Origin of the sequence: Streptomyces sp. NPDC006140 (assembly GCF_040628815.1) — a bacterium.
GTDB lineage: Bacteria > Actinomycetota > Actinomycetes > Streptomycetales > Streptomycetaceae > Streptomyces.
In genome coordinates, this window is record NZ_JBEXTS010000010.1 from 109,671 (window position 1) to 126,995 (window position 17,325).

The following is a 17,325-nucleotide window of genomic DNA, read 5'->3' on the forward strand; positions in this document are numbered from 1 at the left end:
GTCCGGACCCGTGCCCACCGGATCCCGGCTGCGGCAGGGAGCCGTCTCCGGCCGGGGAGCCATACGCGTCGCCCTGCGGCAGCGGACCACCGCCCGGTCCGGACCCGTGCCCACCGGATCCCGGCTGCGGCAGGGAGCCGTCTCCGGCCGGGGAGCCATACGCGTCGCCCTGCGGCAGCGGACCACCGCCCGGTCCAGACCCGTGCCCGCCCGGACCCGGCTGCGGCAGGGAGCCGTACGCGTCGGGCTGCGGGCGGGGCTGGGAGCCGTACGGGGTGGTCTGCGGGAGTTGGTCGCCCGTGGGTGCGGGGCCGTAGGGGCCGGAGGTCGGGGGCAGGCCCGTTGCGGGGGGAGGGCCGTAGCCGGGGGGTGTCTGGGGCGGTGGTCCGCCGGCCGGTGCGGATCCGTGCCCGGCGGTTCCCTCCGGGGGCAGCGGGGCGCCGCCGCCAGGGGTGCCGTAGGGGCCGTGGTCCGGCGACGGCTGCGCCCCGGCGTACGGGTTGGGGGGCTGGGTGCCCTCCGGGGGGAGCGCGCCCGGGCCCTGTGCGCCGGGGGTGTGCCGGGTGTCCCAGGCCGGGGGTTCCGGGGTGGTCCACTGCTGGGCCTGCGGGGACTGCCAGCTCTGGCCCGGCGGCGGGGGCGGGGTCTGCTGGTCCGGGCCCCACGGCTGGCCCCAGGTCTGGCCCTCCGCCGGCGCGGAGGCCGGAGCCGGGCCGGGCCGGCGGCCGGCGGAAGCGTCACCGGGTCCGCCCGTCATACCCGGCAGCAGCGGTTCGCCGCCGTCCGAGGGCAGCACGATGCCTTCGCGCGCGGGGCGCGCCGAGGGCTCCTCGCCCCGTCCACTCTGCGTCACCGGGACTCCTACTAATGGGGGACCTTGTGAATCGTCGGGTCACGCTACCGGGTCCCCTGAGCCCGGTGCCACGCAGCACAGGGCGCGACCTCCTGCCCTGTGAGCGCGGCCACAAACCGGGTCACGGCGCGCCGCTCATCTCACCTCCCGCGCGCCGAGCAGCCGTTTTCCGCACGTTCACGCATCCGCAGACCCTGTGTTCACGCCGCCGCCTGCAGGTCCAGCCGCGCCCCGAACTCCCTTACCACGGCCTCGTCCCGGTACGGCTCCAGCCGCTGCTGGAAGTCCTCCAGATACTCGGCGCCCCGGTTGGACCGCAGCCCCTCCAGCAGTTCCACGGCCTTCATGCCCGTGCTGCACGCCTCCTCGATCTCGCGCTGCTGCACCTGCGCCGTGGCGAGCAGCACATAACCGATGGCCCGGCGGCGCGCCCGCGTCTCGGGATGCCCGGCCAGCGACTCCTGCGCGCACCGCGCCGCCGCCTCGGCCTGCCCCAGGTCACGGTGGCAGTGGGCCAACTCGTCGGCCAGATACGCCTCGTCGAAGTGCGCGATCCACACCGGGTCGTCCCCGGCGGACGGGTCGGCCGCCTCCAGGGCGCTCACCGCGCGCCCGGCCGCCGACTGGGCGGCGCGCGCGTCGCCCATCAGGGCGTGCCCGCGCGCCTCCGCCGCGTGGAACATCGACTCCGCACGCGGCGTCACGCGCCCCCGCGCCCCCTCCTGCGCCGCGCGCGCCAACTGCGCGATCTCCCGCGGGTTCCCGAGCTGCGCGGCGAGATGGCTCATGGAGGCGGCCAGGACGTAACCGCCGTACCCCCGGTCCCCGGCCGCCTGGGCGAGCCGGAGGGCCTGGATGTAGTAGCGCTGGGCCAGGCCCGGCTGCCCCGTGTCGACGGCCATGTACCCGGCCAGCTCCGTCAGCCGGGCCACCGCGGCGAACAGGTCGCGTCCGACGGCCTCCCGGTAGGAGCCGGCCAGCAGCCCCGAGACGACGCTGTTGAGGTAGTGCACGACGACCGGCCGCACATGCCCGCTGCCGTACTGGTGGTCGAGGTCCACCAGCGCCTGCGTCATGGCCCGTACCGCCTGCACGTCGGACTGCCCCACGCGCGGCCCCGCCGAGCGCGAGACCTGCGCGTCGGGCGCGGAGATCAGCCAGTCCCGGCTGGGCTCGACCAGCGCCGACGCGGCGACGGAGGAGCCGGACAGGAAGTCCCGCCGCCCCACGTCACTGCGCCACAGCTCGCAGACCTGCTCGATGGCCCCCAGGACCGTCGGCGAGAACTGCAGGCCCACGCCGGAGGCGAGGTTCTTGCCGTTGGCCATGCCGATCTCGTCGATCGTGACCGTACGGCCGAGTTTGCGGCCCAGCGCCTCGGCGATGATCGCCGGGGCCCGGCCCCGCGGCTGCTGCCCGCGCAGCCAGCGCGCCACGGACGTCTTGTCGTAGCGCAGGTCGAGGCCGTGCTCGGCACCGCACATGTTGACCCGGCGGGCGAGGCCGGCGTTGGAGCATCCGGCTTCCTGGATGAGCGCCTGCAGCCGTTCGTTCGGCTGACGGGCGACGAGCGGCCTTGCGGCCATGGCGTACCCCCTGTGGCTGCGGTGCCTGCCCACGCACCGAGTTGACGTGTCTTCCGCGGCCGAACCCCTCACGTCCCAGCGAAAAGATCCGGCCGTGAAGATCAATGCCCCGCCGACCAGGCGAAAATGCGAGGCATGTGAGGATTGCCGGGGTAACGGCTGCTGCCGGCCCCACTCGTGGCTACCCACCCCCGGCCACGGATCCTCCTGCGCGCCCCCGCACATGCACCCATGCGCCCCGGCCACGGGCGGGATGCTCCTCCCCGCGCACGCGGGCGGGCGTAACCCCTGGTGACGACCAGAGTTGTGCTCATCGTGGAAGAGACGATCGCCGGCACCGAAGCCGCTCAGATCCCGAAGCAGCGCGGGGAATCGCTGCTGGAGACCGCTGTCCGCTACGCCGAGGAGCGCCACTGGGACGTGTTCCCGGGCACCTGGCTGGAAGCCGTCGACGGAAGTCAGCGCTGCTCCTGCGGTGACGCCGCGTGTCCGGCACCCGGGTCGCACCCGGCGCGCCCGGACTGGGCGACGCAGGCGACGGGCAGCGCGACCGTCGCGCGCCGGATGTGGCAGAAGCAGCCGACCGCGTCGATCCTGCTGCCGACGGGGCGGACGTTCGACGCGATCTCCGTGCCGGAGACCGCCGGGTTTCTCGCCCTGGCGCGGATGGAGCGCATGGAGCTGACGCTGGGGCCGGTGACGCTCACGCCGGACCGGCGGATGGAGTTCTTCGTGCTGCCGGGGGCCGCGGTGAAGGTGCCCGATCTGGTGCGGAAGCTCGGATGGTCGTTGTCCTCGCTGGATCTGACCGTGCTGGGTGAGGGGGCGTATGTGGCGGCGCCGCCCACGCGGTTCGGGTCCCGGGGGGCCGTGCAGTGGGCCTGCCGGCCCACGCCTGCGAATCGGTGGCTGCCGGACGCGGAGGAGTTGATCTCGCCGTTGGCCTATGCGTGCGGCCGGGATCGATAAGCGCGCTTTCGTCTGCCTGGTTGTCGTTCGTGGGCGGCTGCGGGTCGTCTTCGGTTGATCGCGCAGTTCCCCGCGCCCCTTTGGCAGCACCGAAACCGTAAGGTTCAAGGTGACGGAGGGAGTCGCGGTGGGATCCAGCGCTGTGCGTGTGCAGGGGCTCTGGAAGCGGTTCGGGCAGCAGGTGGCTGTCGCCGGGATCGATCTGGAGCTGCCCGCGGGCAAGTTCATCGGGCTGGTCGGGCCGAACGGGGCCGGGAAGACCACCACGCTGTCGATGGTGACCGGGCTGCTCCGGCCCGACCAGGGAACCGTCGAGGTGGTCGGGCACGACGTGTGGCGGGACCCCGTCGAGGTGAAAGCGCGGATCGGGGTGCTGCCGGAGGGGCTGCGGCTCTTCGAGCGGCTGTCGGGGCGGGAACTGCTGGCGTACACCGGGCGGTTGCGCGGGCTGCCCGGTGCCGAGGTCGACAAGCGGGCCACGCAGCTCCTCGACGTCCTCGACCTGGCCGGGGACCAGCACAAGCTCGTCGTCGACTACTCGACCGGCATGCGCAAGAAGATCGGGCTGGCCTCCGCCCTCCTCCACAACCCCGAAGTGCTCTTCCTGGACGAGCCGTTCGAGGGCGTCGACCCCGTCTCCGCGCAGACCATCCGGGGCGTCCTGGAGCGGTACACGGCCTCCGGCGCCACGGTGGTGTTCTCTTCCCACGTCATGGAGCTCGTCGAGTCGCTGTGCGACTGGGTCGCGGTGATGGCCGCCGGGCGGATCCGGGCCACCGGCCCCCTCGCCGAGGTGCGCGGCGAGGCGCCGTCGCTGCAGCGGGCTTTCCTCGAACTCGTCGGCGCGCAGAGCCGGGACGCCGGGTCCGACCTCGACTGGCTGGGCGGCGGATCCCGGTGAGCGCCCCCGCGATCACCCCCGTCTTCGTCCGGCTGAAGCTGTCGCTGCTGCGCAACGGACTGCGGCGGTCCGGCGCGCAGCGCGTCGCGTACATCGCCTCCGCCGTCACCGCGCTGCTCTTCGCCGCCCTCCAGCTGGCCGGCCTGATCGCGCTGCGCGGGCAGGCGCACATCGACGCCCTGGTCGTCCTGCTGACGGCGGTGCTGGGGCTGGGGTGGGCGGTGATGCCGCTGTTCTTCCCCAGCGGGGACGAGACCCTCGACCCGACGCGGCTGGTGATGCTGCCGCTGCGGCCCCGGCCGCTGGTACGGGCGCTGCTGGCGGCCTCGCTGATCGGGATCGGGCCGCTGTTCACGCTGTGCCTGCTGGCCGGTTCCGCGATCGCCGTGGCACGCGGCGCCGCCGCGTTCGCCGTCGGGGTGGTGGCCGTCGTCCTGGCGCTGCTGGTGTGCGTGGCGTTCGCGCGGGCCGTCGCCGCCGCCAACGTCCGGCTGCTGAGCAGCCGCAAGGGGCGGGACCTGGCGGTGCTGAGCGGGCTGGTCATCGCGCTCGGGGCGCAGGTCGTCAACTTCGGCGCGCAGCGGCTCGGTTCGTCCGGACTCGGGGAGCTGGACCCGGTGGCGGACGTGGTCGGATGGCTGCCGCCCGCGTCCGCGATCGGGGCGGTGCACTCGGTGAGCGAGGGCTCGTACGGGACCGCCGCCGCGCAACTCGCCCTGAGCGGGGCCGCGCTGCTGGCGCTGATCGCCGTGTGGTCCCGGCATCTGACCCGGCTGATGACCTCGCCCGACGGCTCCACCCTGCCGGCTGCCGGCGCGGCCCGCGAGCGCACGTCCACCGGGCTCGGGCGGCTGCTGCCCCCGGGCCGTACGGGCACGGTCATGGAGCGCAGCCTGCGGTACGTGTGGCGCGACCCCAAGACCAAGGCCGCGTGGGTGACCTCGCTCGCCATCGGGCTGATCGTGCCGGTGTTCAACGCCTGGCAGGGCACCGGGTCCGTGTACTTCGCGTGCTTCGCCGCCGGGATGCTCGGCATCCAGATGTACAACCAGTTCGGGCAGGACACCTCGGCGTTCTGGATCGTCGCGTTGACGATCTCCTCGACGCGGGACGCCTACGTCGAGCTGCGCGCCCGGGCGTACGCCCTGCTCCTGATCACCCTGCCGTACGCGACGCTGGTGACGGTCGTGACGACGGCGATGCTCGGCGACTGGCGGCGGCTGCCCGAGGCGCTGGGGCTGTCCTTCGCGCTGCTCGGCGCGATGCTCGCGACCGGGGCGTGGACGTCCGCGCGCTTCCCCTACTCCATCCCCCAGGAGGGCTACAAGAACGTCGCCCCCGGGCAGACCGGCCTCGCCTGGATCTCCATCTTCGGCGGCATGATCGCGTCCGCCGTGCTGTGCGCGCCCGTCATCGCGCTCACGATCTGGCTGAACGTGAGCGCGCGCGGCGACGACTGGACATGGCTGCTGCTGCCGGTGGGCGCGGCGTACGGGGCGGGGCTCACGGCGGCGGGCCTGCGCCTGGCCGCGCCGCGGACGGCCGGGCGGCTGCCGGAGATCCTGGCGGCGGTCAGCAAGGGGTGAGCCGGGCGGGGTGAGCCAGGGGGAGCGAGCCGGGCGGGGCTCAGTCGTGGTCGAGCGCGTCCAGGAAGGGCTCGATGGCCGCGCGCCAGGCCTCCGGCTGGTCGTAGTGGACCAGGTGGCCGGCGTCGGCGACCTCCGCGTACTGGCCGCGGGGCAGGACGCGGACCATCTCCTGGGCCTCGGCGCGCCCCAGCTCGCCGTCGAGGCCGCGCACGACCAGGGCGGGGCACTGGACCTGGGCCAGCTCCTCCCAGTGCGCGTCGTACACCCACGTCTCGCGGGAGCGGAGCATCTGCTCCGGTTCGAAGACGGGACGCCAGCCGTCCGGGGACTCGGCCATCACCTCGGCGTAGAACTCGCCGCGGGCCGGATTCGGCCGCTCCACCCAGGGGTCGTCCTCGCCGAACCACTTGCGGACGTCGGCGAGCGTGGCGAAGGGCAGCGGCCAGGACTTGAACCACTGGTCCCACTCGCGCTGCGACGCGGCGCCGAGCGCGGAGGCCCGCATGTCGCAGATGACCAGGCCGCGGACCAGGTCGGGACGCTTGGCGGCGAGCTGCCAGGCGGTCAGCGCGCCCATGGCGTGGCCGATGAGGACGACCGGGGCGAGGCCGAGCTGTTCGAGGGCGGCCTCGGCGTCGTCGACGTAGGCGTCACGTGTGAAGGCCCCCTGCGGGGGCTTGTCGCTGCGGCCGTGGCCGCGTTGGTCGAGGGCGACCGCGCGGTACCGGCCGGAGAGCCAGCGCGCGGTGGGGGCCCAGTGGGAGGCGCGGCCCATGAGGCCGTGCAATAACAGCACGCCCGGGGAGGCGTCGGGGGCGGGCGCCGCGCCGGCCTGCCCTGCCTGTTCGTCCAGCCCGGTCTGCCCTGCCTGTCCCGCCCGCCCGTCCTGCGTCGGATGCGCTGCCGCCGGATCGAGGCCGGCCGGATCGATGCCGGCCGGATCCGTCTTGGGCGGGTCGCCGAACTCCCAGGCCGCGAGGCGTACGCCGCCCGTCCCGGTCACGTCGATGCGTCGCGCCATGTCCTGGCACCCCCCAAGCTTCGCGCGGACCGCGACTCCCTCGAGCCGGTCGGTCCTGTGAACCGTGTTCTGCCTGCTGTGCCTGTCGTGCTGTGTCCGCCGGTGAACCTGCGCCTCGCGTCATCCGCAGACTATCGAATGCGCATTCGAAGATGCCGTTCTCGCGGGCAACACCCCACCTTCGAGTGACCGTCCGCGGGGATTGAGCGCCGCCGCCGAGGGGAGATCTTCAGCGGGAGGCGGACCGCTCGGGGAAAAACGGTCCGAGGGGGATGACCCTGAGAGCTCGGGGCTCCGGGTCAGCACAGGGGAGGACAGGCCCCGGCGCCACACGGCGCCGGGGCCCTCCACATCTCCGCGGCACATCCTCCCGCCCCCTCCCCGGCCGGGCGACATCGCTGTCGAGCCACGGCCCAGAGCCCCTCAGGTCATATGCCTCACGCGACAGCGTCGCACGGGAAGCGGACGAGCGCTGCCATTCGACGGACTGAATACAGGATTCGGCACGGATCACGCCATGCCCCCGGCACACGGCCCCCAGCGGCCCTGGGCAACGCCCCGGCGCCGCCCCTCGCCCGCGCCTGGCAGGAGCCCCGGGACGAGCCCCGCACGCCTGGCACCAGCCCCCGGACGAGTCTCGCGCACGCCTGGCAGGAGCCCCGGCGAGCCCCACGCGCGCCCGGCAGGAGCACCGGGACGACCCCGTACGCGCCCAGTACGAGCCACGGAAGAACCCGCGCCCGCCCGGCACGAGCCCCGGGACGCGCCCCGTGCGCAGCTGGCTGGCAGGTGCCCCGCTCGGCTCAGGGCTTGGCGACGAACACGTGGGAGGCGACGTCCGACTCCAGCTCGGCCGCCTCGCCGCCGCTGCCCACCAGCACCCCGCCCGCCGACTCCGTCACGCTCACCACCGAGCCGGGCTGCACGCCCGCCCGGCGCAGCGTGTACATCAGCTGCGCGTCCGTCTGGATCGGCTCGCCGATCCGGCGCACCACGACCGTCTTGCCCTCGGTGCCCGGGTCGAGGCTGGCCAGCGACACCATGCCCTCGTCCAGGAACGGGTCGGCGCCGTCCTTCTCGCCGAGCTCCTCAAGACCCGGGATCGGGTTGCCGTACGGCGACTCCGTCGGGTGCCGCAGCAACTCCAGGACGCGGCGCTCCACGGCCTCGCTCATCACGTGCTCCCAGCGGCACGCCTCGGCGTGGACCTGCTCCCACTCCAGACCGATCACGTCGACGAGCAGACACTCGGCGAGCCGGTGCTTGCGCATCACGCGCGTGGCGAGACGGCGGCCCTCGTCGGTGAGCTCCAGGTGCCGGTCGCTGGCGACGGACACCAGGCCGTCGCGCTCCATCCGCGCCACGGTCTGGCTCACCGTCGGCCCGCTCTGGTCCAGCCGCTCGGCGATACGGGCGCGCATGGGGACCACACCCTCTTCCTCCAGCTCGAGGATGGTGCGGAGATACATCTCCGTGGTGTCGATCAGTCCGGACATACGTGCCCCTCGATGAGATCTGCCGGAGGCTGGACGGCTCACCGGCGCGTGCGCTGGCCCTGCACCCAATTCTGCCGGATACCACCGACAACCGTGCCGCCGGAGGGAAAGCGGTCGGTTACGCGGACCGGCAGAGGGGTACGAACCTCCTCTTCGGGCCCCGCACGGCCGTATTGACACCGCACTGGTCCAGACCGCACCGTGATGCGCGACACCAGCCAGAGAGGCCAGCCCGAAGGGACCCCGTATGAGCGACCGCGCGCCGGCCGGCCAGTTCCTCGACGCCGCGATCGACCTGCTGCGCCGGGTGCGCGACGAGGAGGCCGACAGCATCACGGCGGCCGGCACCCTCCTCGCCGACACCGTCGCGAACGGAGGCCGCCTCTTCGCCTTCGGCGCCGGGCACTCCTCCCTCGCCGCGCAGGACCTCGTCTACCGCGCCGGCGGCCTCGCCCTGATGAACCTGCTCGCCGTGCCGGGCGTCGTCGGCGTCGACGTCATGCCCGCGCCCCTCGGCTCCGCCCTGGAACGCGTCGACGGCCTCGCAGGCGCCGTCCTGGACAGCTCCCCGCTCCGCGACGGCGACGCCCTGCTGATCATCTCCCTCTCGGGGCGCAACGCCCTCCCCGTGGAGATGGCCATGAAGGCCCGCGCCCTGGGCGTGCGCGTCATCGGCGTGACCTCGGTGGCGTACGCCTCGGAGACGACGTCCCGGCACGCCTCGGGCACGTATCTGAAGGACCACTGCGACCTCGTCCTCGACTCGAAGATCGCGGTCGGCGACGCGGAACTCACCCACGACAAGGTGCCCGCCCCCTTCGCCCCCGCCTCCACCGTCGTCACCTCGGCCCTCCTCCAGGCCGTCATGGCGACGGCCGCCGCCACCCTCGCCGACCGCGGCATCGAGCCCCCGCTGCTGCGCTCCGGGAACGTCGACGGCGGGCACGAGTGGAACGCGCGGGTCATGGAGCAGTACCGGGACCGGATCTTCTACCGGCACTGACCCCGTTCTCCTACCGGCACTGAAGCCACCGGCGGCCCGGCGCGCCCTCACGCCTCGTCCGACAGCCCCGCCAGATCCAGCGCCGCCGCGATCCGCACCGCCACGTCCTCCGCGTACACCGCGTCGGACCGCTCGAACGCGCTGCGCCCCGCACCCCGCAGGAACGTCACGACGCCCAGCGTCCGCGCCCGGCTGCGCAGCACCGCGCACAGCGCGTGCACCGCGTCCGGCGGCCACTGGCGGGCCAGCGCCCACTCCCGGGCCTCCTCGGGCCGCACCGCGCCCGCGCTCGCCCGCAACGCGCCCACCCGCTCCACGCACTGCAGGGCCGGATGCCCCTCGGCGTACCGCACGGGCAGACCCGCCCGGTCGGCGAGTCTGCTCGGCCCCGGCGCACCGGAGGGCGTGGCCGCCACCCGCACCAGCCGTACCGGCCCCTGAGCCTCCGCGTCGCCGAGCGCGCCGCCCGCCACCCGGTCGATCAGCGCGTGGTCGGCGAACCCGGCCAGCGCGAAGTCCAGGTGCACGGTCGCCGCCTCCGCCGGGTCCTCGCACTCGGCGGCCGCCCGCGACGCACGGTGCAGCTGCTGCGTACGGAACCGCAGCAGCGACGCCTCCTGCTCGCCCTGCTTGGCCTCCGTCACGTCCTGGAACAGCCAGCCCACCCCCAGCGGAACCGGCTCCTCCGCCAGCGGCGAGGCCAACCGCAGGAAACCGCTGCGCCAGCACCGCCGCTTCTCGCCCTGCGGCGTGCGCACACTCACCCACACCTCGGCGGGCGCGGGCGGCGCGCCCTCGGCGAGCACATGCTGCAGCGCGCTCTCCAGCTCCTCCACGCCCTGCGCGAGCAGCTCCCCGAGCGGCCGCCCGAGCACGGACGTACGCCCCGTGCCCAGCGCCCGGGCCGCGTGCGCGTTCACCACGGCGGGCCGCAGATCGACGTCCACCAGCACGACACCCCAGCTGGCGTCCTCGAACAGCGCCTCGCTCAGCGCGATCGAACGCTCCAGGTCGATCTGCGCGTGCACCTCGCTGAACGCGCAGTACACCCCCGCCGGCTTCCCGTCGGGCCCCCGCACCGCCGCCGACTGCGTCCGCACGAGCACCCGCCCGCCGTCCTTCGTCAGCAACGCGAACTCGTGCACCTGCCGCCCCGGGGCGTGCATCGCGGACAGCAGCCGGCCCTCGACCTCCTCGGCGTCCGCGCTGCGCACGGCCCACCCGGCCAGCCCCCGCCGCCCCACGGCCTCCTGCGCGCTCCACCCCAGGATCCGCTCGGCCTCGCGGTTCCAGTGCGTCACGACCCCGTCGGCGTCGAAGGCACACAGCGCCGCGTCCATCCCGTCCAGCAGCGCGGCAAGCAGATCCGAACCATCCGAACCGTCCCGCTCGGGCTCGTCCGGCCCCAGCTCGTCGGTGGTCCCACTACGCCGGGAAGCACTCACCTGGACCCCCTGCAGGCTGCGTCCGCACGTACGGCACGTCGGTTCGCTACTCGCAATCATTCAACTCGAACGTGACCCAGCGCACACCGAGTTCCCACAACATTGAAGGAATCGTTGTACGGCGGCAATCCCCACGTCAACGCCCCGGAGGCCGGGCCGGTGCCCCTCTCGGGCACCTTCCCGCAGCACGGATCACTAATTTCGGCGGCGTACACGAGAAAGGAGGCCACTCGCTCCCCGGCCGCGAGGCCGTCGAGTGAGCTGTGGGCGAGCAGACCCACCAGGCTGTGCTTCCTCGCAGCCTGCTCTGGAATCCGTGGGAGCAGACACGGAGTGTCCGTGAGCCGTTTCGCCCGATCTTCGCGTTGTCCCGGGAGGGGCGGCCTCTCATGCCTTGCCATCCCGCCCGTACCACTCCGGACGCGTACGGGTTTCCCCGTCTGCTGAGGACTCGAGTCAAACGGCACTTCGGATACGTCAGCGGAGACCTCGTGCGTGCGGTCGTGCCCGGCGGCAAGTGGGCGGGAACATGGACCGGGAGGGTCTCGGTCCGGGCCAGGGGGCAGCACAGCGTCTCCACCCCCCGGGGCCGGATCAACGTCTCCCATCGGAATCTGCGGCTGCTTCAGCGGGGTGACGGATACGGCTGGGGCGTCCGGCCCGAACCGCGACGGTCAACCTCTCGGAAAATGGGTTGATGGCCGGCCGAGCGGTTCCTAGTGTGTGGGTCACACTGGAAAGGAGGTGATCCGGCAGATGTATGAATCCCGGACGCGTGAGGTGGCTGCGGGCTAGCGGCCCGACACCACACTCAGTGCGGTGCCGAGCCAGCGCGTGAGCGAAGCGTGCAGCCGGCCCAATCTCAGGCAGTCACCCGACCCGCGAGTCGCCGGTACGTCCGGCCGGCTCCTCCTAGGAGGACCCAGACTCGCGGGTCGTCTGCGTTTTGGGGGGCGATCGTGACCGGTGCGTGGCGGGCCGACCGGGTCGGCAGTGCGCTGCGGGGTGAGAATCCGGCCGTCATGCGGAGACTGGACGCCGGGTTCGCGGTGATCGGCGATACGCAGTTCCTGCCGGGCTACTCGGTGCTGCTGACCGATGATCCGGCGGTGGAACGGCTGTCGGAGCTGCCGCGGAGCAGGCGGCTGGCGTTCCTGAGCGACATGGACCTGCTCGGGGAAGCGGTGGAGCGGGCCTGCCGGCGGATGGAATCGGGGTTCCGGCGGGTCAATCTGGAGATCCTGGGGAACACCGACGCGTTCCTGCACGCGCATGTGTGGCCGCGGTACGAGTGGGAGCCCGAGGATCTCGTACGGCGGCCCGTGTGGCTGTATCCGCGGGAGATGTGGAGTGCGGAGCGGTACGCGCTCGGGCCGCGGCACGTGCCGTTGCGGGAGGCTGTGGGTGAGGAGCTTGACCGGCTCGCGGGGCGGGACGAGTGGACGGCCCCACCCTGAGTCGGGTGAGGCCGCCGTGGGTGGGGTGGGTCAGTGGGCGATGTCCTCGTAGCCCTCGATCTCGCGGGGGTCGCGGACGCCGGGCCCGGTGTAGCGGGCCGAGGGGCGGACCAGGCGGCCGGTGCGCTTCTGCTCCAGGATGTGGGCGGACCAGCCGGCCGTGCGGGCGCAGGTGAACATCGACGTGAACATGTGCGCCGGGACCTCGGCGAAGTCCAGGACGATGGCCGCCCAGAACTCCACGTTCGTCGCGAGGACGCGGTCGGGGCGGCGGGCGTGGAGCTCCGCCAGGGCCGCCTTCTCCAGGGCCTCGGCGACCTCGAAGCGGGGGGCGCCCAGTTCGCGGGCCGTGCGGCGCAGGACCCTCGCCCGGGGGTCCTCGGCGCGGTAGACGCGGTGGCCGAAGCCCATCAGGCGCTCGCCCTTGTCGAGGGTCTGCTTGACGTAGGCCTCGGCGTCGCCCGTGCGCTCGATCTCCTCGATCATGTGCAGGACCCGGGAGGGGGCGCCGCCGTGCAGCGGGCCGGACATCGCGCCCACGGCGCCCGAGAGGGCGGCCGCGACGTCCGCGCCCGTCGACGCGATGACCCGCGCGGTGAACGTGGACGCGTTCATGCCGTGCTCGGCGGCGCTCGTCCAGTACGCGTCCACCGCCGCCACGTGCTTGGGGTCCGGCTCGCCACGCCAGCGGATCATGAAGCGTTCGACGACGGACTGGGCCTTGTCGATCTCGCGCTGCGGGACCATGGGCAGGCCCTGGCCCCGGGCCGACTGGGCGACGTAGGAGAGGGCCATGACGGCCGCGCGGGCCAGGTCCTCGCGGGCCTGCTCGGCATCGATGTCGAGCAGCGGTTTCAGGCCCCAGACCGGCGCCAGCATGGCCAGCGCGGACTGCACGTCGACGCGGATGTCGCCGGAGTGGACGGGGATGGGGAACGGCTCGGCGGGCGGCAGGCCGGGGTTGAAGGCACCGTCGACGAGCAGGCCCCAGACGTTGCCGAAGGAGACGTGGCCGACGAGGTCCTCGATGTCGACGCCCCGGTACCGGAGTGCGCCGCCCTCCTTATCCGGTTCTGCGATCTCCGTCTCGAACGCGACGACTCCCTCGAGCCCGGGTACGAAGTCGGACATCAGGCGGCTCCTCGTGATGTAAGCGACAGATGGTGTTGTGGGGTGAGCGAAAGAACCATGTGTCAGTCAGCTTGCGAAGCGGGCGGCCGTCCGGTGGATCCACGGTCGTGTGCGGTGACTCGCGGTCCTGGCCGGTCTCCCCTGTGATGCCCCGTGCGGCTGGCGGTCACCCAACCGGAACGGCACGGAAACGATATCCCCGAGTGCCATCCTTGGGGAGGGTTCACGGCACTCAGTGCCAGGCAGTGACGAAGGACACCGTCCGTACGGCAAGATGACCGGGTGACCGACCGCGACGCCGTCCCCTTCGATCTGGCCTCGATGCGCAAGCAGTACCGGGCCGAGGGGCTCTCCGAGACCGAACTGGCCGCCACCCCCGTCGAGCAGTTCGCGCGCTGGTTCAAGCAGGCCGCCACGGACGGCGGACTGTTCGAGCCGAACGCGATGATCGTCTCGACGGCGGACGCGGAGGGGCGCCCCAGCTCCCGGACGGTGCTGCTGAAGCACTTCGACGAGCAGGGCTTCGTCTTCTACACGAACTACGACTCGCGCAAGGCCCGCGACCTGGCGGAGAACCCGTACGTCTCGCTGCTGTTCCCGTGGCATCCGATGGCCCGGCAGGTCATCGTCACCGGGGTCGCGCGGCGCACCGGCCGGGACGAGACGGCGGCCTACTTCCGCACCCGCCCGCACGGCTCGCAGCTCGGGGCGTGGGCCAGCGCCCAGTCCTCGGTGGTCTCCACCCGGGCCGACATCGACGGGGCGTACGCCGAGCTGGCCGCCCGCTACCCGGAGGGCGAGCAGGTGCCGGTGCCGCCGCACTGGGGCGGTTTCCGGGTGGCGCCGCAGACGGTGGAGTTCTGGCAGGGCCGCGAGAACCGGCTGCACGACCGGTTGCGGTACGTGGAGCGGCCGGACGGGAGCTGGCGAGTGGAGCGGCTCAGCCCCTGAGCGGGCCCGTGGCGTCAGCCCAGTGCCTCGTCCAGCAGTTCCGCCCACTGTGTCACGACCCGCTCCCTGCGGGGCGCGTCGTCCGTGAGGAGGTTGGCGAGGCCGAGGCCGCGGGCCATGTCGAGGAGGCCCTGGACCGTTTCGCGGACGCCGGGGACGGATTCGTCGGCGGCGAGGAGGTCGACCGCTATGCGGTGGGTCTCGCGGCCGACGCGGGATTCGAGTTCGGTGACGCGGGGGCGGAGCTGGTCCTCGTTGGAGGCGGCGACCCAGAGGTGGAGGGCGGCGCGGAACAGGGGCCCCGTGTAGAGGTCGACCAGGGCGGCGACGACCGCGCGGCGGTCGCCGGCCGCGCCCTCGGGGAAGAGGGCGCGCAGGGCCGTGGAGCGTTCCTCGGCGACGTATTCGACGGCGGCCGTGAAGAGGTCCTCGCGGGTGGGGAAGTGGTGCTGGGCGGCGCCGCGGGAGACGCCGGCGCGTTCCGCGACGACGGAGACGGTGGAGCCGGCCCAGCCGTGCTCGGCGAGGCAGGCCACGGCGGCTTCCAGGAGCCGCTGCCGGGTCGCCCGGCTGCGGTCCTGCTTGGGGACTCTCTCCGCACGGTCGACCGTGCTCACACCACCCATGCCGGATCCCGTCGTTCGAGGAAGGCCGTCATTCCTTCGCGTGCCTGCGGGGAGGAGAACAGCCGGGCCGAGAGCGCGGTCAGGTCGGCCGCGTCCCGGTCGAAGGCTTCCAGCACCCTAGCCGTGAGCAGCCGTTTCGTCTCGGCCAGGGCGTCGGGGGCCGCCTTGCGCAGGCCGTCGAGGATGGGGGCCAGGGCGGTGTCGACGTCGTCGGCGTGGGTGGTGAGCAGGCCCGTCGCGGTCGCCTGGGCGGCGTCGAAGCGTTCGCCGGTGAGGTAGTAGCGGGCCAGGGCGCGCGGGTCGGCGCGCGGGAGCAGGGGCAGGGAGATGACGGCGGGGGCGACGCCGATGCGGACCTCCGTGAAGGCGAAGGTGGCCTCGGTGGAGGCGGCGGCGATGTCGCAGGCGGCGAGGAGGCCGAGGCCGCCCGCGCGGACGTGGCCGGTGACGCGGGCGACGACCGGTTTGGGCAGTTCGACGATCTGGCGGAGCAGGGCGACCAGGGCTTCGGGGGGCGGGGGGTCCTTGAGGTCGGCGCCGGCGCTGAAGGTGGTGCCGGTGTGGGTGAGGACGACGGCGCGGACGCCGGTGTCCTGGCCGGCGTCGGTGAGTGCTTCGGCGAGTTCGGCGACCAGGGGCGCGGACAGGGCGTTGCGGTTGTGGGGCGCGTCGAGGGAGAGGGTGTGGACGGCACGCGCGCGGGTGCGGCCGATGAGGGTCATGCGCGCTCCCTGAGCTGTCGGCGGAGGATCTTTCCGGAGGCCGCGCGGGGGACGCCGTCGATGAAGGTGACGTGCCGGATCCGCTTGTAGGGGGCGACGCGCTCGGCGACGTACATCATGATCTCGGCCTCGGAGAGGTCGGTGGCGGTGGGCCGGCGGACCACGTGGGCGTGCGGGACCTCGTTGCCGTCGTCGTCGTAGGTGCCGATGACGGCGGCGTCGGCGATGCCGGGGTGGGTGAGGAGCAGGGCTTCGAGTTCGGCGGGGGCCACCTGGAAGCCCTTGTGCTTGATGAGTTCCTTGACGCGGTCGACGATGAACAGCCAGCCGTCCTCGTCGACGTGGCCCACGTCCCCGGTGTGCAGCCAGCCGTCGGTGTCGATCATCGCGGCGGTGGCGTCGGGGCGGCCGAGGTAGCCCTTCATGATCTGGGGGCCGCGGATGAGGATCTCCCCCGACTCCCCCACGGGCAGGTCCTTGGCCGGGTCGTCGAGGGAGACGATGCGCATCTCGGTGCCGGCGATGAGTTTGCCGACGGTGCCGGGCGGGGCGTCGCGCATGGCGTCCAGGGGGACGACGTGGGTGCCGGGCGACAGTTCCGTCATGCCGTAGGCCTGGCCGACGGGCGGCAGGCCGAGCCGTGCGGAGCAGGCGGTGGCGAGGCGGGCGTCCAGGGGTGCGGCGGCGCTGACGACGTACTTCAGGGACGACAGGTCGTACTGGGCGACGGCCGGGTGCTTGGCGAGGGCGAGCACGATCGGCGGGGCCACGTAGAGGGCGGTGATGCGGTGGTTCTGGATGGCCGCGAGGAACTGCTCCAGGTCGAAGCGGGGCAGGACGACGACGGTGGCGCCCTGCCGGAGGGGGGCGTTCATCAGGGCGGTGAGGCCGTAGATGTGGAAGAAGGGAAGGACCGCCAGCACGCGCTCTCCGGGGCCGGCGGGTATCGCCGGGTGGAGTTGCGCGAGGTTGGTGGCGATCTGCCGGTGGGTGAGCATCACGCCCTTGGGGGTGCCGGTGGTGCCGGAGGAGTACGGCAGGGCGGCGACGTCCTCGGCGGGGTCGATGGCGATCTGCGGCTCGGGGGCGGTGGTGGCCAGCATGTCGATGAGGGAGCGGTGGCCGGTCGCGCTGTCGCAGAGGAAGATCTCGCGGACGCCGCCCGCGAGTTCGGCGGCCCGGCGGGCGATGTCCAGCAGGGGTGAGACGGTGATGATCCAGCGGGCCGCGCAGTCGGTGAGCTGCTTGGCGAACTCCTGGGCGGTGGCGAGCGGGTGCACGGTGGTGACGGTGGCACCCGCGCGCGTGGCGGCGTAGAAGGCGGTCGGGAAGGCGACGGTGTTGGGGCTGTGCAGGGCGAGGACGTCGCCCTTGCGGACCCCGGCCTCGGCGAGGGCGGCGGCGACGCGCCGGTGGAAGCGGTCCACCTGCTCGTACGAGAGGGTGGTGCCGTCGGTGCCGTCGATGAGGGCCGGGGTGTCGCCGAACTCGGCGGCCCGGGCCAGGACGGCCTCGTGGATGGGGAGGTCGACGGGCGGGACGTCTGCGTACTCGCTGCGGAACATGGCGGGTTCC

14 protein-coding genes and 1 pseudogene are annotated in these 17,325 nt (G+C 73.2%); 6 read left to right on the forward strand and 9 right to left on the reverse strand.

All coding sequences use genetic code 11. The features are described 5' to 3' along the window. Together ABZ386_RS25065 and ABZ386_RS25070 are read right to left on the reverse strand one after the other, a co-directional pair. A pseudogene (locus ABZ386_RS25065) lies at positions 1–853 on the reverse strand (hypothetical protein); the annotation flags it as partial. A gap of 200 nt (positions 854–1,053) precedes the next feature. Next, complete coding sequence (locus ABZ386_RS25070) at positions 1,054–2,439, reverse strand: transcriptional regulator (protein ID WP_114253707.1); 1,386 nt, start codon at positions 2,437–2,439, stop codon at positions 1,054–1,056. Between the two features lie 306 nt (positions 2,440–2,745). Between ABZ386_RS25070 and ABZ386_RS25075 the strand changes: the two genes are divergently transcribed. The 3 genes from ABZ386_RS25075 (at position 2,746) to ABZ386_RS25085 (ending at position 5,895) form a co-directional block, all read left to right on the forward strand. Further along, entirely contained in the window at positions 2,746–3,408 is a 663-nt protein-coding gene (locus tag ABZ386_RS25075; protein ID WP_358966081.1) for a bifunctional DNA primase/polymerase, read from the forward strand. Between the two features lie 109 nt (positions 3,409–3,517). Next, positions 3,518–4,309, forward strand: a complete 792-nt coding sequence (locus ABZ386_RS25080; protein WP_355712661.1) for an ABC transporter ATP-binding protein — start codon at positions 3,518–3,520, stop codon at positions 4,307–4,309. Next, complete coding sequence (locus ABZ386_RS25085; RefSeq protein ID WP_356500304.1) at positions 4,306–5,895, forward strand: transporter; 1,590 nt, start codon at positions 4,306–4,308, stop codon at positions 5,893–5,895. Before ABZ386_RS25080 ends, ABZ386_RS25085 begins: the two co-directional genes overlap by 4 nt. Before the next feature lie 40 nt (positions 5,896–5,935). Here the strand turns inward: ABZ386_RS25085 and ABZ386_RS25090 are convergent, their stop codons facing one another. Continuing rightward, positions 5,936–6,919 carry an alpha/beta hydrolase gene (locus tag ABZ386_RS25090; protein WP_356616592.1) on the reverse strand — a complete coding sequence of 328 codons (984 nt, stop codon included), beginning with the start codon at positions 6,917–6,919 and terminating at the stop codon, positions 5,936–5,938. An 803-nt stretch (positions 6,920–7,722) separates the two neighbouring features. Continuing rightward, positions 7,723–8,415 carry a metal-dependent transcriptional regulator gene (locus ABZ386_RS25095; protein ID WP_114253712.1) on the reverse strand — a complete coding sequence of 231 codons (693 nt, stop codon included), beginning with the start codon at positions 8,413–8,415 and terminating at the stop codon, positions 7,723–7,725. A gap of 247 nt (positions 8,416–8,662) precedes the next feature. On the opposite strand from ABZ386_RS25095, the gene ABZ386_RS25100 reads away from it, so the two are divergent. Continuing rightward, complete coding sequence (locus ABZ386_RS25100) at positions 8,663–9,418, forward strand: SIS domain-containing protein (protein WP_351338648.1); 756 nt, start codon at positions 8,663–8,665, stop codon at positions 9,416–9,418. Between the two features lie 47 nt (positions 9,419–9,465). On the opposite strand, the gene ABZ386_RS25105 is transcribed toward ABZ386_RS25100, so the two are convergent. Further along, on the reverse strand, positions 9,466–10,923 hold the full coding sequence (locus ABZ386_RS25105) for a PAS domain-containing protein (protein ID WP_351338645.1): 1,458 nt from the start codon (positions 10,921–10,923) through the stop codon (positions 9,466–9,468). An 899-nt stretch (positions 10,924–11,822) separates the two neighbouring features. On the opposite strand from ABZ386_RS25105, the gene ABZ386_RS25110 reads away from it, so the two are divergent. Then, positions 11,823–12,320 (forward strand): diadenosine tetraphosphate hydrolase, encoded by a 498-nt coding sequence (locus tag ABZ386_RS25110; RefSeq protein ID WP_356500308.1) that lies wholly within the window; start codon positions 11,823–11,825, stop codon positions 12,318–12,320. Between the two features lie 30 nt (positions 12,321–12,350). Here ABZ386_RS25110 and ABZ386_RS25115 read toward each other — a convergent pair whose 3' ends face one another. After that, entirely contained in the window at positions 12,351–13,451 is a 1,101-nt protein-coding gene (locus tag ABZ386_RS25115) for a citrate synthase 2 (protein WP_114253716.1), read from the reverse strand. Positions 13,452–13,733: 282 nt separating this feature from the next. Here ABZ386_RS25115 and pdxH point away from each other — a divergent pair, with 282 nt between their 5' ends. Continuing rightward, positions 13,734–14,402, forward strand: a complete 669-nt coding sequence (gene pdxH, locus ABZ386_RS25120; RefSeq protein ID WP_114253717.1) for a pyridoxamine 5'-phosphate oxidase — start codon at positions 13,734–13,736, stop codon at positions 14,400–14,402. A 14-nt stretch (positions 14,403–14,416) separates the two neighbouring features. On the opposite strand, the gene ABZ386_RS25125 is transcribed toward pdxH, so the two are convergent. From ABZ386_RS25125 to ABZ386_RS25135, 3 genes are read right to left on the reverse strand one after another with little or no spacing between them, the layout of a single operon-like run. Continuing rightward, the gene (locus ABZ386_RS25125; protein ID WP_351338637.1) at positions 14,417–15,028 is read right to left on the reverse strand and encodes a TetR/AcrR family transcriptional regulator; all 612 of its coding nucleotides are present in this window, start codon (positions 15,026–15,028) and stop codon (positions 14,417–14,419) included. Continuing rightward, positions 15,016–15,750 (reverse strand): enoyl-CoA hydratase family protein, encoded by a 735-nt coding sequence (locus tag ABZ386_RS25130; RefSeq protein ID WP_351338635.1) that lies wholly within the window; start codon positions 15,748–15,750, stop codon positions 15,016–15,018. The genes ABZ386_RS25125 and ABZ386_RS25130 overlap by 13 nt, the downstream gene beginning before the upstream one ends. Further along, entirely contained in the window at positions 15,747–17,315 is a 1,569-nt protein-coding gene (locus tag ABZ386_RS25135; RefSeq protein WP_351338632.1) for a 4-coumarate--CoA ligase family protein, read from the reverse strand. Before ABZ386_RS25135 ends, ABZ386_RS25130 begins: the two co-directional genes overlap by 4 nt. Between the last annotated feature and the right edge of the window lie 10 nt (positions 17,316–17,325).

Bases quoted from the DNA above. Each gene is read 5' to 3' on its own strand.
- ABZ386_RS25070 (WP_114253707.1), bottom strand. From the start codon at position 2,439: ATGGCCGCAAGGCCGCTCGTCGCCCGTCAGCCGAACGAACGGCTGCAG.
- ABZ386_RS25090 (WP_356616592.1), bottom strand. From the start codon at position 6,919: ATGGCGCGACGCATCGACGTGACCGGGACGGGCGGCGTACGCCTCGCG.
- ABZ386_RS25095 (WP_114253712.1), bottom strand. From the start codon at position 8,415: ATGTCCGGACTGATCGACACCACGGAGATGTATCTCCGCACCATCCTC.
- ABZ386_RS25100 (WP_351338648.1), top strand. From the start codon at position 8,663: ATGAGCGACCGCGCGCCGGCCGGCCAGTTCCTCGACGCCGCGATCGAC.
- ABZ386_RS25105 (WP_351338645.1), bottom strand. From the start codon at position 10,923: ATGATTGCGAGTAGCGAACCGACGTGCCGTACGTGCGGACGCAGCCTG.
- ABZ386_RS25115 (WP_114253716.1), bottom strand. From the start codon at position 13,451: ATGTCCGACTTCGTACCCGGGCTCGAGGGAGTCGTCGCGTTCGAGACG.
- ABZ386_RS25125 (WP_351338637.1), bottom strand. From the start codon at position 15,028: ATGGGTGGTGTGAGCACGGTCGACCGTGCGGAGAGAGTCCCCAAGCAG.
- ABZ386_RS25130 (WP_351338635.1), bottom strand. From the start codon at position 15,750: ATGACCCTCATCGGCCGCACCCGCGCGCGTGCCGTCCACACCCTCTCC.
- ABZ386_RS25135 (WP_351338632.1), bottom strand. From the start codon at position 17,315: ATGTTCCGCAGCGAGTACGCAGACGTCCCGCCCGTCGACCTCCCCATC.